At 46.5% G+C, this 14,922-nt stretch carries 16 protein-coding genes; 12 read left to right on the forward strand and 4 right to left on the reverse strand.

The window, feature by feature from the left end:
• The first annotated feature begins 6 nt into the window (after nucleotides 1-6).
• Genes K5609_RS01585 through K5609_RS01605 form a run of 5 tightly spaced genes read left to right on the forward strand, consistent with a single transcriptional unit; the run spans nucleotide 7 to nucleotide 5,883 of the window.
• Nucleotides 7-1,053 carry a glycosyltransferase gene (locus K5609_RS01585; protein ID WP_221075687.1) on the forward strand — a complete coding sequence of 349 codons (1,047 nt, stop codon included), beginning with the start codon at nucleotides 7-9 and terminating at the stop codon, nucleotides 1,051-1,053.
• Complete coding sequence (locus K5609_RS01590) at nucleotides 1,046-2,095, forward strand: polysaccharide pyruvyl transferase family protein (RefSeq protein WP_221075688.1); 1,050 nt, start codon at nucleotides 1,046-1,048, stop codon at nucleotides 2,093-2,095. The genes K5609_RS01585 and K5609_RS01590 overlap by 8 nt, the downstream gene beginning before the upstream one ends.
• On the forward strand, nucleotides 2,088-3,248 hold the full coding sequence (locus tag K5609_RS01595; RefSeq protein WP_221075689.1) for a glycosyltransferase family 4 protein: 1,161 nt from the start codon (nucleotides 2,088-2,090) through the stop codon (nucleotides 3,246-3,248). The genes K5609_RS01590 and K5609_RS01595 overlap by 8 nt, the downstream gene beginning before the upstream one ends.
• Entirely contained in the window at nucleotides 3,220-4,437 is a 1,218-nt protein-coding gene (locus K5609_RS01600) for a hypothetical protein (RefSeq protein WP_221075690.1), read from the forward strand. The genes K5609_RS01595 and K5609_RS01600 overlap by 29 nt, the downstream gene beginning before the upstream one ends.
• Nucleotides 4,438-5,883 (forward strand): hypothetical protein, encoded by a 1,446-nt coding sequence (locus tag K5609_RS01605; protein WP_221075691.1) that lies wholly within the window; start codon nucleotides 4,438-4,440, stop codon nucleotides 5,881-5,883.
• Nucleotides 5,884-5,910: 27 nt separating this feature from the next.
• Here K5609_RS01605 and K5609_RS01610 read toward each other — a convergent pair whose 3' ends face one another.
• Entirely contained in the window at nucleotides 5,911-6,063 is a 153-nt protein-coding gene (locus K5609_RS01610) for a hypothetical protein (protein ID WP_221075692.1), read from the reverse strand.
• A gap of 51 nt (nucleotides 6,064-6,114) precedes the next feature.
• Between K5609_RS01610 and K5609_RS01615 the strand changes: the two genes are divergently transcribed.
• The 6 genes from K5609_RS01615 (at nucleotide 6,115) to K5609_RS01640 (ending at nucleotide 10,504) form a co-directional block, all read left to right on the forward strand.
• Nucleotides 6,115-6,306, forward strand: a complete 192-nt coding sequence (locus K5609_RS01615; protein ID WP_221075693.1) for a hypothetical protein — start codon at nucleotides 6,115-6,117, stop codon at nucleotides 6,304-6,306.
• A gap of 122 nt (nucleotides 6,307-6,428) precedes the next feature.
• Nucleotides 6,429-7,187 (forward strand): hypothetical protein, encoded by a 759-nt coding sequence (locus tag K5609_RS01620; RefSeq protein ID WP_221075694.1) that lies wholly within the window; start codon nucleotides 6,429-6,431, stop codon nucleotides 7,185-7,187.
• A gap of 3 nt (nucleotides 7,188-7,190) precedes the next feature.
• Nucleotides 7,191-7,607 (forward strand): VanZ family protein, encoded by a 417-nt coding sequence (locus K5609_RS01625; RefSeq protein WP_221075695.1) that lies wholly within the window; start codon nucleotides 7,191-7,193, stop codon nucleotides 7,605-7,607.
• On the forward strand, nucleotides 7,594-8,391 hold the full coding sequence (locus tag K5609_RS01630; RefSeq protein ID WP_221075696.1) for a tyrosine-protein phosphatase: 798 nt from the start codon (nucleotides 7,594-7,596) through the stop codon (nucleotides 8,389-8,391). The genes K5609_RS01625 and K5609_RS01630 overlap by 14 nt, the downstream gene beginning before the upstream one ends.
• 3 nt (nucleotides 8,392-8,394) lie before the next feature.
• A complete protein-coding gene (locus K5609_RS01635) occupies nucleotides 8,395-9,801 on the forward strand; it encodes an O-antigen ligase family protein (protein WP_246611931.1) in 1,407 nt (468 codons plus the stop codon).
• 466 nt (nucleotides 9,802-10,267) lie between these two features.
• Nucleotides 10,268-10,504 (forward strand): hypothetical protein, encoded by a 237-nt coding sequence (locus tag K5609_RS01640; protein ID WP_221075697.1) that lies wholly within the window; start codon nucleotides 10,268-10,270, stop codon nucleotides 10,502-10,504.
• 177 nt (nucleotides 10,505-10,681) lie between these two features.
• Here the strand turns inward: K5609_RS01640 and pckA are convergent, their stop codons facing one another.
• From pckA to hslR, 3 genes are all read right to left on the reverse strand, one after another.
• Entirely contained in the window at nucleotides 10,682-12,307 is a 1,626-nt protein-coding gene (pckA, locus tag K5609_RS01645; RefSeq protein ID WP_221075698.1) for a phosphoenolpyruvate carboxykinase (ATP), read from the reverse strand.
• Nucleotides 12,308-12,486: 179 nt separating this feature from the next.
• Nucleotides 12,487-13,368 (reverse strand): Hsp33 family molecular chaperone HslO, encoded by an 882-nt coding sequence (gene hslO, locus K5609_RS01650; protein ID WP_221075699.1) that lies wholly within the window; start codon nucleotides 13,366-13,368, stop codon nucleotides 12,487-12,489.
• Nucleotides 13,369-13,380: 12 nt separating this feature from the next.
• Complete coding sequence (gene hslR / locus K5609_RS01655) at nucleotides 13,381-13,776, reverse strand: ribosome-associated heat shock protein Hsp15 (RefSeq protein WP_221075700.1); 396 nt, start codon at nucleotides 13,774-13,776, stop codon at nucleotides 13,381-13,383.
• A gap of 258 nt (nucleotides 13,777-14,034) precedes the next feature.
• Here hslR and gspC point away from each other — a divergent pair, with 258 nt between their 5' ends.
• Nucleotides 14,035-14,922 carry a type II secretion system protein GspC gene (gspC, locus tag K5609_RS01660; RefSeq protein ID WP_221075701.1) on the forward strand — a complete coding sequence of 296 codons (888 nt, stop codon included), beginning with the start codon at nucleotides 14,035-14,037 and terminating at the stop codon, nucleotides 14,920-14,922.

A 14,922-nucleotide genomic window follows, 5' to 3' on the forward strand; every position in this document is an offset into this window, starting at 1 on the left:
GGCACTTTGAAATTTGTTCATGTGGTTGAAGCGTGGAAAGGCGGCGTAGCGACGTATTTGGAAGCGCTGATTCATCAGCAGCTTGCTTGTGGCTACCAAGTTTATTTGGTCTGTGATGAGAAGGTCCTGCACCAAGACCAGCGCAGTATTGAAGGCTGCCAACTCATTACCTACGAGTCGAGTCGTAACCCCTTTCATTTCATCGGGATCTCTCGGCAAATTAAGCGAATTCTCGAAGAGGTGGGCGCCGATGTTGTGCACTTTCATAGTTCCTTTCCTGGAGTTTATGGGCGCATTCAAAAGCATCAGTGCAAGGTGTTTTACTCCCCCCATTCTTGGGGTTTCTCTCAACGCAATGTATCCAAGCTAAAGTTGGCTTTCTTCTCAATTGCTGAGCGCATTCTCAGTGGTAATTGCACCAAGATTATCTGCATCTCTCGTGACGAGCTTAACTCGGCGAAACGCATTGGTATTAAAGGGCGCAAGCTGGAGCTGGTCTATACCGGTATCAAGGATAAGCAAATCAGTGTACCTGCAGGGCAAGCCGATAGCAGCTTGAAAGTTGGCTTTTTCGGCCGGCTGGACCATCAGAAAGGCTTCGACATTTTGTTGGGGGCAGAGTCTACCATCAAGCGCAATGTGGAGATCCACGTCTATGGCGATTCGGTGCGTAGCGAGGTGCTAGAAGACTACCAAGGTCGCTTCATATTTCATGGTTGGGTAGACAGCGAACGAGTTAGTGAAGAGATGGCCGGTCTCGATCTCATTGTAATGCCGTCTCGCTGGGAAGGCTTTGCGATTGTTCCCTTGGAGTCGATGCGAGCCGGCAAGGGCTTGATCGTATCCAACCAAAGCTCGCTTCCTGAAGTGGTTATTGATGGTTACAACGGATTGGTTTTGAAGTCGAACGAGTCTCAAGTGTTGGCAGAGGCGATTAACTCTCTCTCTTTAATTGAAACCCAGCAGTTGGGTGTGAACGCCAGGAAGGTCTACGAGAAGTGTTTTTCGTTCGACATGTATTACAGAAAGTTAGAAGGAATTTACCTTGAGTAATGTTTATTTAATGCACGCATACAGCCCTAATAACTCAGGCGATGGCTTGCTAGTTAATATGAGCTTGGAAGTGATTCGTGATTTAGGGATTGATGAGCAAGTCACCGTGGTCGCCTTGGATAAGAAGAGTTTCATTCCTTATCTCGCCAACGACAATGTTGAGGTAATTGGCGTGCCTGAATTTTCCGCTCGTTTCTTTAAGTTGTTGTTCAGCAAGACTAAGCCAGTGTTTTTTGCGGTAGGCGGAGGTTATCTGCGTAGCGGTAATATGGTTGAATCGCTTAAAGCGCTGATTGTGCATGGCAGCCAATTATTGCTGCTCTCGGCTTTTAGAAGCAGCAAGAAAATTTACTTGCCGCAAAGCATTGGGCCACTCAAAGGACCCGGCGGTGCGGTGTTCAAAAAACTGCTCAATGGTGTCGATTCACTTTACTTGCGCGATGATAAATCGGTGAAGGAGTTGCAAGGTTCACGAGCCAACAAGAAGCGTTATCCAGACTTGGTGGCCATGTCGATTCTCGAGCGAGTGAAGCCCGAAACCATCAGACCTGAGCTCGATGGAGTCTGCCTGGTCATTCGCGACCTTCCAGCAAATAAGAACCGAGATGCTTATCTAAGTCGAATCGATGCGCTGCTGGAGCAAATTGAAGGGGCTTACTTGGCGGTTCAGTCATCCGGCCGAGGTAATGATGATGCAAGCTTCTATCGCGAACAGTGGGGGCAAGACAATGTACCCAGCCTCAAGGAAGTGCTCGAGAAACGTTCGCCGCTGGTGGTTTCGGTGCGCTTGCATGGCAGTTTGGAAACCTTGGCTCAGGGTGTGCCCAGTATTCACTTAGCCTATGAGCGCAAGGGCATCGCCGCTTATGGTGATTTAGGGCTCAATAACTATGTTTATCATGTCAACGACATCCCGGTAGATAAGGTGGTGGCGCAAGTAGAGCAAATCCTCAACGACCCCAGCGTGTTCTGGGACCATTTCGAGCGCTCGCCGGTTCGCCAGCAATTTCTCTCGGAGCTGGAGGTTGAACTCAATGACTAAGAGTTTACTGATGCTGATGGACGGCAATTTCGCCAAGTACGATGGCGAAATTTATTCCCCTCATATGAGCTATGACAGCTTTGGTAAGCGCTTTGCACCCTTCTTTAGCCAAGTGGTTATAGCCGGACGAGCTTTTGAAAAGAATGCGCCAGTAGGCAAGCAAGTTTGTGGCAACAAGGTGAGCTTTTACCAAACTAGCAGTAACCGAGGTGCGCTGAGCCTGCTGACTTCTATACCAAAACTGTTGGCCCGTATTTTTTCTTTGGTTGGGCAGTATGACGTGGTGCTACTGCGCTTTCCCGGCAATCTGGCGATGATCGCCATGCTCTGCTGCCTAGTGCGCGGTAAGCGTTTTAATATTGAGATAGTCGCCGAACCCAGAGACTACTTCGGAGTGGGAGCGTCCAAGCATCCCTTGCGGCTGCTCGCTCGTTTGGTTCATGTGAGCATGACTAAGCTGGCGGTCAAGATGGCTGACTCGGTTCGCTACGTCACCGAAGAGTACCTGCAGCAGGCTTATCCTGCCAAAGACGGCCAGCCCTCGTTTGGATTTACTGACGTGGCGTTACCGCCACGCAGTTATCAAGTTGCCCACGAAAATCGTCCCGCACAGCAGAGTATCCGCTTAATCAATGTGGCGATGATGCATAACCACAGCAAAGGACATCTCAACCTGTTTGCTGCCTTAGCCAAAATGCAGGAGGACGGACTGGAATTTAGCTGTGAGCTGGTGGGGGATGGAGCCTTACTGCCTGAATTTAAGCAAACAGCAGAGGACTTGGGCTTAAGCGAGCGAGTACATTTTCATGGCTTAGTCCACCCCTCCGAGAAGGTATGGGACGTACTTAGTCAGGCCGATTTGTTCGTGATGACCTCATTCCAAGAGGGGATGCCGCGAGCCTTGCTGGAGGCTTCAGCCATTGGCCTACCTTGCATCGCCAGTAGCGTAGGCGGCATTCCGGAAGTGGTGGCCGAACAGTGTTTGGTTGACCCAAGTGATCAGCAGGACATCTATCAAAAGCTCAAGGCAACGGTGTTGCGTATGCAAGCCAATGAGTTGGTGGGTGCAGGGCAACAACGTAAGTTCGAAGCCCAGCTTCTAGTGGAAAAATATAGGGATTACTGTGAGTTTCTTGTCCAGCAAAGCGTTTAAGCAGGTATTTTTTACCGTGCTGGGTTCGTTTTTCCCAGCCATTATCAATATTGTCTCGGTAACCTATGCCGTGGTGCTGCTTGACGCCGATCGATTAGGGCAGGTGTTCATGGTGATATCACTGTTCTTTGTGTGCATTGATATCTTCAACTTTGGCACAACTCGGCTAGTCGCCCTCGATGGCTTTCTTGATCCCAAGGGGGGGCGTATATGGTTGGATTTGCTGAGCGGCCTCTGTACCGGTGTGCAGTTCTATCTATTGTGTCTGCTACTCAACTTTAGTGCAGTTCTGGACTATGAGGTGAGTCTGGCCTTGGCCCTATTCGGTGCAGTCGGTTATTGCTTGGGATACATCGCTCTAGGCTACCTTCGAGTGCAGCATCATAACCAAATTGTTTCGCTGATATTGAGTGCGGCGGCTCTGCTGCGTTTGCTGGTGGTGTGGCTCTGTGTCGAGGAAGTACTTAGCTATCAACAGCTAGTAGTGACCAGTGTGCTTATTGAAGGGCTCTACGGTTTGGCTCTGCTATTGGCCTATGCGCTGTTGGCCAAGCAGAGTTTGCGCATGTTCAGCTTGAATGCAGACTTCTTCTTCCAGCGTAAAGGCACCCTGTTCTGTGCCTTTATGGCGTCTTGGCGCACCAACGCCTTCTTCATGTGTAGCAAGCACCTGGACATTGTACTGCTAGGCGTGCTGATGAGCCCTGCTGTGGTTGCCTATTACCGGCCAATTAAGAGCATGGCCAATCTTAGCTTTAATCTGGGTTCTTCAGTTTCCTTGGTGATTAAAAGCCAGATTGCTACCTTGTCTCAACGCTTGGTTGAATATCGCTTTCTCGCGCTGGCTAGCGTTTCACTGTTGGTTGCACTGCTGTCCTTGGCACTATCTGGATTGGAATTGGGCTTTCTGGCGCAAATCAGCAACGGCAGCAGTTTTGCCTATGTATTTCTCGGCTTGTTGGTCAGTGCCATTGTGTTTGCCAATCGGATTGTATATTTTTATTTGTTCTCTTCCGGTCAAGCCCGTCAAGTCAGTTCTTCAAGCCTCTTTGAAGTGGTGGCGTTATTTGTCGTCATGCTGGTGCTGTCGGTATTTGAGCATGAACTGGTTGGCCCCTTGTCGATGCTAGCTTCTGCTTTCATTGGCTACATAGTGCTGACCAACATTAGCAAGCTGCAGGTGGCTTAGATGGGAGGGGCTCTAGTCGTTGCAGCATTTGCTTTTCTGGTAGCAGCCCTCAGCTTCACTTGGGGAGCGGCCTTAGCCGGCTTGTGTTTGTGTCTACTGCTGGTAGGCTATGCAACTCAACGAGGCAAAGCTAATTTTGCCGCTGCGCTACTGATGTTCTTCATGCTCTACTTTGGCGTGGTGCCTTATTTGCAGCTACTGACCAATAGCACCATGTACCTAGACCCGATTGACCCAAACGGTTCCGCGGTGGTGCTTTGGTACCTTTTGGTATTTAGTTTTTTAGCGGTTTTTTGGGCTAGCCTAAGGGTCTATGACTTCAAACTGCACACTCAGCTGCTAAGTCGGCCGCGCAGCTCCGAGCTTACCTACGCCTACCTTGCGCTATGTGCCGCTGCCTACCTGTTCTTCTTTGCTAAGTTTGGCAGTGTTGGTGCGATGTTTGAGCTCTATGACCAGCGTGTTACCGAAGGTGTCGGCGACTTCAATCCTTTGAAGGGGCTTGGCGTCGTGCAGGCCTTTGCTAATGCCTTTCCGCTGATCCTGTTCGTATTATTGGTGGCGCGTATCAAGCGCCCCAGTCTGGGTAAGTTCTTGCTACTGACTTTACTTACCTTGGCGTTAGGCTTTGTTGTTTCTGCCGCTTTCGGCTCGCGCCAAGGTGTGGTGTTTCTCGCCTGGGGCTGCTTCTGGATTTGGCACCGTACGGTCAACAACTTCTCTAGGAAGTTCATTGTGAATTCGGTGCTGGTGTCAGCTCTGTTGATGCTGATAATGATGCCGCTGAAGTTCTTTGGTACTTCATTCACCTTCGACATGATCAGCGAGTTTAACGAAATTCGTGGTATTGATGCCTTCGGCGGACCGCTGGGTTTCGCCCTATTCAGAGATTTTGGGCGCTTTGATATTCAGGTTGAGCTGGCGGGGAAAATGCTCGCCGGCGAGGTCGATTATGGCTATGGTAAAACGCTGCTTGGCGGTTTACTCTCTCCTGTCCCTAACGCGATTTTTGATGCCTCCAAGCTATCCCCAACTTTACTGAAAACCATGGTGCTCTACGGCGCTGGTTGGTACAACCAAGACTACACCACCTTGCTATCAGGGCTTCCAGGAGAGTTCCTGATGAACTACAGCTACGTGGGTTATATGTTGTTTGGCTTGCTGCTAGCGACTTTAGTTTTCCTACTTCGAATCATTAACCTGCGAACACAAGCGAAGTCTGGCTTGGTGTATTTTGAAGTGTTTCTGCTGCCGCTGGTATTTCTGATCTTCCTGTTCGATACCAATGTGATTGGTTATTACCTGTTTCGTTGGGTAGTGGTGTTTTCGGTTCCCATGTACCTGCTAAGTAGAAACGCAGCTGTTGCAGGAGCGGTATCGGCCAGAGTCGTCACACATGGTGGCTCGCAGCCAGCGGTCACAGCTGATCGCATACGGCATGAGTAAGACTGGAGAAAAGCTATGGAAAGGTCTCTAGAGGCAGAACAAACGCAAGGCGCGTTGCTCGATAAAATGTTGCACTTGGCTGCCATCAGCACCTTCGTGCTGATGGCTCTTTGGCTTGCTGTTACCGCGTTCAAGTTGGGCGTGACCAATGTGTACTCCTACGCTTTGCAAGGTTGGCATCAGCGTTGACAGCAAGACTATGCCAGTGATCTGAGCGCCCAGAACCTGCAGGTGGCCGAGCAGGTCGCTCAAGAGAAGTTGGCTTGGCGAACCGAGGAAGCCTTCTATCAAACCCTCACTGCAAACCAGTTAGTGCTGAGTGAGGTTAACGATAAAGCCAGCCTACAACAGCACGGGCAGTACCGCTGGTTTTCAGCCGCCGAGTTACTGAGTAGTGACGAAGTTCATCAAAATACTAAATAGTATTTAGAAAACTAACTGTAACGCTGGCTCGGTACCACTTAGCGGAAGTGAGGTGAATATTGAGCGTTTGTGCTGATATGAACGATGTAATGGAATGAGCAGACCAAGGGATAAATAAAAGTATGGACGCTTCTATAGATATTCCGCATTCACCCAGTGCGGTGAGCAAACAGTATGTATGGGTGCGCTACCTTGCGTTAGCTACAGTAGCCGGGTTGGCCATTTGGGTACTTGTTTCGGCCTCACAATTAGGACTCGCAAATGTGTATTCTTATGCGCTTAGAAGTTGGCACGAACGCTGGCAACAAGATTACAGCAGCCAGTTAAACCAAGATACGATACTAATAGCAGACCAAGTGGGTTTGCAGATGCTTGAATACCGTAATAGCGACCCTTTATATCAAACCTTAATGGCCAAACAAGTTGAGTGGCGTAATTTTTATCAATTGGTTATCGCTACTGGTGAAAATAAGTCACAGCTTCAGCTAGAAAACTTGGATGAAGCCTTTGTTCACTATTTACAAGCCATAGAACAAAGGCCTACTTGGCCAAATACCTATGTGGATATCGCGAGTAATCGCTTAAAAAGTGGTGAGCCTGCTGATTTATGGTTTGGTTATTTGGAGCAAGGTTTGCGCATAGCGCCCACTACGCGGGCAAGTTTAGTGGGGGTGGTTAACCTTGGTATTAGTAATTGGGAGCAACTTAACCCAGATCAACAAGCCTTAGTAACACGCTCGCTAAAAACGCTTGTTGATACCCAAAGTATGAATGCTGAGTTAGCTAGGGACTTTGGTTCTGAAATGGTCCGACTGCGGGTATGTTATTTATTAAATTTTGAAGGTCACCCTGCGCAGCCTAATTTTTGTAAGAGTGGTTAGCTTATGTGGCGTAAAGGCTTAACAGGATTAACCGTATTTATCTGGCTTTGTGTACTAGCGGCTAGTTTATCTAAAACCTTGGGTTTATTTCCTGATACTTTAAGCGCAGTTGAAACCGCAATGGGGGGTGATAAACGACTACATTTAGCATTGGCTTATGTTTGCTCACTCAGCGTGTTTTTTGTGTTTTGCCAAGGGGCCGACAGAAAGTGGCAAGCTATTTTGTCATGGGTTTTAATCTTACTTATCCTATTTACTTTAGATGAAGGCCTACAAATGATTTTTCCATTAAGGCAGTTTTCTTGGGAAGATTTAGCGGCTAATTACTTAGGTTTGGCCTTAGCGTTAATCACTTGGTTCGCCTTTAAAAAGCTAATTAGTACAAAGAATCTAAAGGAGCAGCTTAATGGGGTTCGTTGATATTCACTGTCATATTTTGCCTGGCATTGATGATGGGGCAAAAGATCTAGCCCAAAGCTTGGCGATGTTAGACAAGGCGATAAGCTGTGGCACTCAGGTAATGCTGGCTACTCCGCATATATTGCCCGGAATATTTGATAACACCGCTGAAACCATAGAGCGTAGCTATCTTACGCTGATGAATGCGCTGCAGCAGCGCAATATGCCCTTGCGTATTTATCATGCGGCCGAGGTGCACCTTAGCCCTGAAATTATGTTGTGGCATGGTCAAAATAAATTGCCTTTGTTAGGTCGCTACCAAGATAAAGATGTGTTGTTGCTAGAGTTGCCACATGGTCATGTGCCGCAAGGCCTTAATAGCCTAATAAAGTGGCTCACCGCGCGAAACATTACCCCTTTGATTGCCCACCCTGAAAGAAATCGCGGGATATGGAAAGAACAATACTTGCTGCAACAATGGCGACGTTTAGGGTGTTTATTTCAGGTCACTGCCGGCGCTTTGCTGGGGGAGTTTCGCGAGCAAGCGCAACAAGTGAGTGAGCACATGCTACAACAAGACTTAATCGATGTTGTGGCCAGTGATTGCCATGGTTTGGAAAAGCGTAGCCCCGATTTAAGCAAGGCTTTTGCTAAGGTACAGGCGTTTGCAGGTGAGCCGCGAGCCCAACGCCTATTTGTTGACACTCCCGGCACTATTGCCGCTAGTTGTTCAGGAAGAATGGAACCAACCTTAACGGCGGTTAATGGTCAACGCGAACGCCTAAATGTAGACAAGGAAGCCTAAAATATGATGGAACTTTCATCGCCTAGAGTTGAGCGCACAGCGTTTGGCTTAATGTTATTTTTAATCGTTTGGCTGCCCATCCCCCTAGCCAGCAATAGGCCTTGGGCCTGGTCTATTATGGAAGTGCTAATAGCAACTCAGTCTTTAATGCTGGTTTACTGCTGTAGAGGCGGGATCCCTTGGCAGTGGCTAAAAGCTTGCCGAATTTTACTGTTTGGCTTACTGCTGTTTCAGCTATTTACGGTTATTCAGTTAGTGCCCTTATCGCAGGGGGTGTTAGCTTGGTTAAGCGAAGCAGCATTAAATTTTCGTTTGTTGGGCATACCCGGCTCAAGTCATTATCCTATTTCTTTAGACCCCAATCAAACAATTGTTAATCTGGTGAAAGGCTGTAGCTATTTGCTGTTAGCGATAAATGCTTGTTTGTTGTTTAATCATCCAGATCGAATTCGCATGGTGATGTTGGCCTTTGTTATTAGTGGTACTTTTCAGGCTTTTTATGGCTCGTTACTGATTTTGAGTAATATTACTCACTCACCGATTTTTGATATGGCGGTGGGCGGAAATGCCACCGGTTCATTTGTCTATAAAAACCATTTTGCTAACTATCTCATCTTGTGTTTAAGCATGGGCTTGGCCTTAGTGGTGGCAGATCTTAACGCAACAAGTGCAAGCAGTTGGCGTCATCGTATTCAGCAAATTATTGAGGCTTTATTAAGCGGTAAAATGCTGGTAAGGCTGTGCATGATCATTATGGTGATTGGTTTGGTGATGTCTCACTCACGCATGGGGAACAGTGCATTTTTTGCTATTACTATATTGGGCGCGGTGATGGCCTTGTTGCTATTTCGCCAGCGGCCACGTTCGTTAACTCTGTTGTTTTCTAGCGTGTTGCTGATTGATGTGGTAATAGTGAGTTCCTTTTTTGGGCTAGACCAAGTGAGAGAGCGCCTAAGTGCAACGGTTTTGGTAGAAGAAGGCCGAGCAGACATAGTGGGGTGGTCATGGCCTATTGTAGAAGATTTTTATATGACTGGTTCAGGAGCAGGAAGCTTTTACACCATCTTCCAAAACTATGCGCCCGAACCATTAAACCGTTTTTATGATCATGCCCATAACGACTATCTGCAGTTTGTGATTGAGTCAGGGTTACTTGCAACCCTAATATTGGGTGGGGCAGTGCTGTGGGTGTTAGTCCAAGCGACACTGGCAATGCGTAAACGACGAGATCCTTTATTACGCGCAACCTCACTGGGTTGTGCAATGGCAATTATTGGTATGCTGATTCATATTAGCGTTGATTTTAACTTACAGGCGCCAGCCAATGCCGCCAGCTTTATTATTATTTTATGCTTGGCTATGGTTGCAGCAAAAATGCCCAGAAAAGGCTACGTACCCGATAGGTATTAGCGGGTGTTTACCTTGGGTGTGCAATGTTGGTGATTAGTTGCACCGTAATAACCTTAGCTGTTTTGCGAGACAGAAATATATACACAATCGCCTTAAAGTCGTAAATGTGTGAAATGGTCCATTTGCTAGTGTTTATGTGTGTAAAGGTGCTATTGAGTGGCTTGTTGTTAAGTGTTTTTGCTGCGATTGCTTGATGTTGTAGAAGGAGGTCGTAGCGGCTGAGCTTTAAGACCAAAAATAGATGTCGAAATATTTTACATAGCTCACATAAATAGACTTGACGTTTTTTTAAGCTGTTGTTTTTATTGAGTTTGTATGGTTGGTTCTTTATTTGCATATATTATGAGCAGTAATAAATGCAAGTTTGATTTTGTGTTGAAGTTGGCATTATTCCATTTGTCGGTGGGTGTGCTTTATCAACAAGACATATCATTTTACTTATGCCACGGTAGTTCAAGGAGGACTTATGAGGCAAAAACGGTTGACAAAGTGGGTACTAATTTTACTTTCGGCTGGGCAAATGGCGCTGGCGAGTATGACAATGGCTGCTGACCTACCTGCACCTTTTTTCCCTGCGGGTCTTAGCGCTCCTGCGGGTTTGTTATTACCGCCGCCACCACCTCCACCCGCTCCTGGAGTAGGCAGTGGCGGAAGTGGTTCTGGTTCTACAGGTGGTGGTACTGTATTTGCCTCTCCAAGTTAAGTTTTTAAAGAAGTAACTAGGTTTCAGAAGAGGTTAGCAGTTGCTAGCCTCTTTTTTGTTTCGCTATATCGCTTGCAGTTTACCGCTTATAATGAAATGTAGTTTAGTGGATAAAAAAAAATGCCAATGAGTATTATCCCATTGGCATTTATAACTTACTGTTTTATTGTATATTTATCAGTCTAGCCGAGGACCTGCTGCTACCAGAGCTTCACCTTCTGCATTGTCGGTGTACTTGGCAAAGTTTTTGATAAAGCGTTGGGCTAAATCTTCGGCTTTGCTTTCCCACTGCAATGGATCTTGGTAGGTGTCGCGAGGGTCGAGAATCTCGCTGTCGGCACCTGGCAATGAGGTTGGTACTTCTAGATTAAAGATTGGCAATTGCTTGGTGTCTTGCTTTTCAATCGAACCATCTAAAATGGCATCAATAATTGCACGAGTATCTTGAATTGAAATACGTTTGCCTGTGCCATTCCAACCAGTATTGACTAAGTAAGCTTCGGCACCAGCCGCTTCCATACGTTTAACTAATACTTCGGCGTATTTAGTTGGGTGTAGGGTTAGGAAAGCAGCACCAAAACACGCTGAGAAGGTAGGTGTTGGCTCAGTAATTCCTCGCTCTGTACCGGCTAGTTTGGCGGTAAAGCCAGATAAAAAATGGTACTTAGTTTGCTCTGGCGTAAGCTTAGCAACTGGTGGCAATACTCCAAAAGCATCGGCAGTTAAGAAAATGACTTTCTTAGCATGACCGGCTTTAGATACAGGCTTAACGATATTCTCAATGTGATTGATAGGGTAAGAAACACGAGTGTTTTCGGTTTTAGAACCGTCATCGTAGTTTACGCTACCATCGTTGCGCACCGTTACATTCTCTAACAAAGCATCACGTTTGATAGCATTGTAGATATCGGGCTCGGCTTCTTTACTTAACTTAATGGTTTTGGCATAGCAGCCACCTTCAAAGTTAAATACGCCTTCGTCGTCCCAACCGTGCTCGTCATCACCAATCAACTGCCGTTTAGGATCGGTAGATAGGGTGGTTTTGCCGGTACCAGACAAACCGAAGAAAATAGCGGTGTCGCCCGCTTCGCCAACATTGGCAGAACAGTGCATAGACGCCATGCCATTAAGTGGTAGGTAGTAGTTCATCATGGCGAACATGCCTTTCTTCATTTCGCCGCCGTACCATGTACCACCAATCACCTGCATTTTCTCTGTCATGTTAAATACAGTGAAGTTTTCAGAATTTAGGCCGTGCTCTTTCCACTTTTTGTTGGTGGTTTTAGAACCGTTCATCACTACAAAGTCTGGCTCGTAGTCCTCAAGCTCTGCGGCTGTTGGGCGAATGAACATGTTGGTTACAAAGTGAGCCTGCCACGCTACTTCAACAATAAAACGTACTTTTAAGCGAGTATCTGGGTTAGCACCACAGTAGGTATCAACCACAAATAAGCGTTTGCCAGATAGTTGGTCGGTCACGGTTTGTTTTAGGTCGGTCCAAACCGCAGGGTCTATTGGCTTGTTGTCGTTTTTAGCTTGTTCTGAGGTCCACCACATGCTGTCGCGGGTGGTATCGTCAAGAACGATGTATTTATCTTTTGGCGAACGCCCGGTGAAGATCCCAGTATCTACTGCAACTGCACCGGTAGTGGTGACAATTCCGCGTTCGTAGCCTGTGAGCTCCGGTCGAGTTTCTTCCTTAAATAGTTCTTCGTATGAGGGGTTGTACACCACGTCCGACACATCTTTGATGCCGTATTGAGCCAGGTCGATAACCTGATCTTTTTCTGCAACGTCAAGCATAGCAGTCTCCTGTAGGTAGAGAGGTAAGATTTATATTGTTTTTTTATTTGGTGTTGGCTCTGATTCTATCCCTTTAGTGGTACCAAAAAGAGAGGGGTGTCAAATTACCAGCACTTTTTTTATGGTTATTAGGGGTCTATCTAGGAAATGCGATTCGCACCGCATTTCCTGAGGTCAGTTTAATGAATTTTGGCAGGGTTTGTCGATATATTACGCGTGAAAATGTTTTCAACGTCGGCTTCGTTAAAATTATAGTCATGTCCACAGTAGTCACAATGCATCGAAATATGGCCTCTTTCATGGCAAATTTCGAGCAATTCTTTGTGGTCAATATTGGCTAAGGCCGTTTCACAACGCTCTTTTGAGCAAGTGCATTTAAAGCAAACTTCTTGCGGCTCGTAAACGCGAACTTTATGTTCGTGATACAAACGAAATAGCAGCTGCTCGGCATCTAGCTCAAAGCTTTCTTGAGCGGTGGTGGTTTCACTTAAAGTGGTAATCAACTCAAAGTGTTCAGCATCTTCATCTTTACTGGCTGGTAGTGCTTGTAAGAACAAGCCGCTGGCGTGAGGGCGACCATCAAACATGCCAGTAAATAACCATAGGCGAGTATTAAGTTGTTCCGATTGCTGGAAGTAGGCTTCAATACTGGCGGCTACACCTTGCGGGTTTATTTCCACAATGCCTTGATAACGCTCGCCTTGGCTAGGCGTAATGGTAATGACAATGTGGCCTTTCCCAACCAGTTCTACAAAACCAATGTTAGGGTCAATGGAGCCTTGGTAGCGTGCGACACCGCGCATTTGTTGTTGGTCGGTGCCACTTACTGCTAGTACGCTTAATGGGCCATCGCCTTGCAGTTGCACGGTAATGTCGCCTTCAAACTTTAAGGTGGCGGTAAGCAAACAAGTGGCCGCTAGCATCTCACCCAATAGGGTTTGTACAGGCGCAGGGTAGTTTTGTTGATCGATGATTTCTGCGTAGCTTTGCTGCAACTGCACTAATTCGCCACGGAGGTTGTAATCTTCGAATAGGTAACGATTAAGAATGTCTTGCTTCATAAGTAGGCCTGACTATTGTTGTTTAAACTGAATAATTTGCCGACGCTGCTTTTTGTCGGGTCGGCGTTCTGGGCTGGCACTTTGTGCCATGAGCTTGCGTTGCATTGCATATTGTTCGCGCTTTTTAAGGCTTTGTTCTGTTTCTTGGTAAAGCAGCTGAGCTTGTGGCGCTGGGCCGCGTTTGTCGCTTAATTGCTCAACCTTGACTTCTATTTGTTGTTGGCCTTGCCACAAGCTAATCGTTGCACCCACTTCTACATTTCGGCTTGGCTTACAGCGCTGCTGGTTATAATGCACTTTACCGCCCATTACCATGTCGCGAGCAAGCCCACGGGTTTTATAAAATCGTGCTGCCCACAGCCACTTATCAAGGCGTAGCGCGGAGTTGTTAGAGTTTTGTGAATTCATGCTAAGTCTTGGCTGGCTTATATATTATCTATTAAATTATATCAGTTTTATGCGTACTAGCTATTTCTCGGATTAGTGCGTTATCCAGCAGAAAACCGATAAAAGTCCAATTAAATGCAAAATTTACACTTGCAGCTCTTGTTCTACGCCTAAGTCCCTTTAGAATGAAGAACCCTCTGTATGAGGCGCTTTGCCATAGTTTTTTCATAAGGATGATCGATAATCGGTTAACGATGACAGATGTATTATAACGAATAAATGGATATTAAATCTTTTTCTACTCAACTTGCTCGTTACGTTCCTTCGCAAAAGAGCAGCGTATTAATCACATTACTATTGATGTGTTTTGCCGCTTATCAGTTGGCGTCTATTACTTGGTTATTGGTGCCAACGCCTTCACCCGCTTTTCGCTGGGTTCCTCAGCAGGTGCAATCTAGTAATAAAGCGGCTCAAGTTGATTTATCTAGCCTCACCAAGCTGCATTTATTTGGTGAATACCAATCCAAGAAGGCTAAACCGGTTGTTCAAGCGCCTTCGTCAACCGATGCACCTAAAACCTCATTAAAGTTAACTCTTTCTGGTTTAGTGGCAAGTAGCGACCAAACTAAAGCGCTAGCCATTATTGAACACCGCGGTAAACAACAGACCTATGGCATAGATGAATCGATTAATGGTACTCAAGCTGTCATAAAAGAGATTCAAACTGACCGGGTGATTTTATTGCATCGCGGTGTTTACGAAAGTTTATTACTAGACCCAGAAGACAAAAAGTCGCAATCTCGGACTAGTTCAAATACTGCTAAGCGCAGTACCAATGCGTCTAGCAATAGTCGTTCGGCTAAAGTCGACGTAAAAGAAGTATTAAAAGACCCTTCAAAACTAACCGATTACATTCGTATTTCGCCGGTTCGTAAAGATGGTGCCTTAAGTGGTTACCGAATCAACCCCGGTAAAAACGCTGCCTTATTTAAACAAGTGGGCTTGAAAGCTAATGACTTAGCTGTAGCTCTTAATGGATATGACCTGCGCGACAACGCGCAAGCAATGCAAGTGATGCAAGAGATGGCAGAGCTAACGGATATTACGGTAACCGTAGAGCGCAATGGCCAGTTGCAGGATGTGTTGTTCAGCCTGCCAGATGAATAG

It is taken from the genome of Agarivorans aestuarii, from assembly GCF_019670125.1.
Classification (GTDB): Bacteria; Pseudomonadota; Gammaproteobacteria; order Enterobacterales; family Celerinatantimonadaceae; genus Agarivorans; species Agarivorans aestuarii.

Coding starts and splice junctions, on each gene's coding strand:
- K5609_RS01610 (WP_221075692.1), bottom strand. CDS start 6,063: ATGCCAACCTTGCAAAGCGTAGGAGTACACATTGGTCACGCCCAACTT.
- K5609_RS01595 (WP_221075689.1), top strand. CDS start 2,088: ATGACTAAGAGTTTACTGATGCTGATGGACGGCAATTTCGCCAAGTAC.
- gspC (WP_221075701.1), top strand. CDS start 14,035: ATGGATATTAAATCTTTTTCTACTCAACTTGCTCGTTACGTTCCTTCG.
- K5609_RS01640 (WP_221075697.1), top strand. CDS start 10,268: ATGAGGCAAAAACGGTTGACAAAGTGGGTACTAATTTTACTTTCGGCT.
- K5609_RS01635 (WP_246611931.1), top strand. CDS start 8,395: ATGATGGAACTTTCATCGCCTAGAGTTGAGCGCACAGCGTTTGGCTTA.
- pckA (WP_221075698.1), bottom strand. CDS start 12,307: ATGCTTGACGTTGCAGAAAAAGATCAGGTTATCGACCTGGCTCAATAC.
- hslO (WP_221075699.1), bottom strand. CDS start 13,368: ATGAAGCAAGACATTCTTAATCGTTACCTATTCGAAGATTACAACCTC.
- K5609_RS01625 (WP_221075695.1), top strand. CDS start 7,191: ATGTGGCGTAAAGGCTTAACAGGATTAACCGTATTTATCTGGCTTTGT.
- K5609_RS01630 (WP_221075696.1), top strand. CDS start 7,594: ATGGGGTTCGTTGATATTCACTGTCATATTTTGCCTGGCATTGATGAT.
- hslR (WP_221075700.1), bottom strand. CDS start 13,776: ATGAATTCACAAAACTCTAACAACTCCGCGCTACGCCTTGATAAGTGG.
- K5609_RS01620 (WP_221075694.1), top strand. CDS start 6,429: ATGGACGCTTCTATAGATATTCCGCATTCACCCAGTGCGGTGAGCAAA.
- K5609_RS01605 (WP_221075691.1), top strand. CDS start 4,438: ATGGGAGGGGCTCTAGTCGTTGCAGCATTTGCTTTTCTGGTAGCAGCC.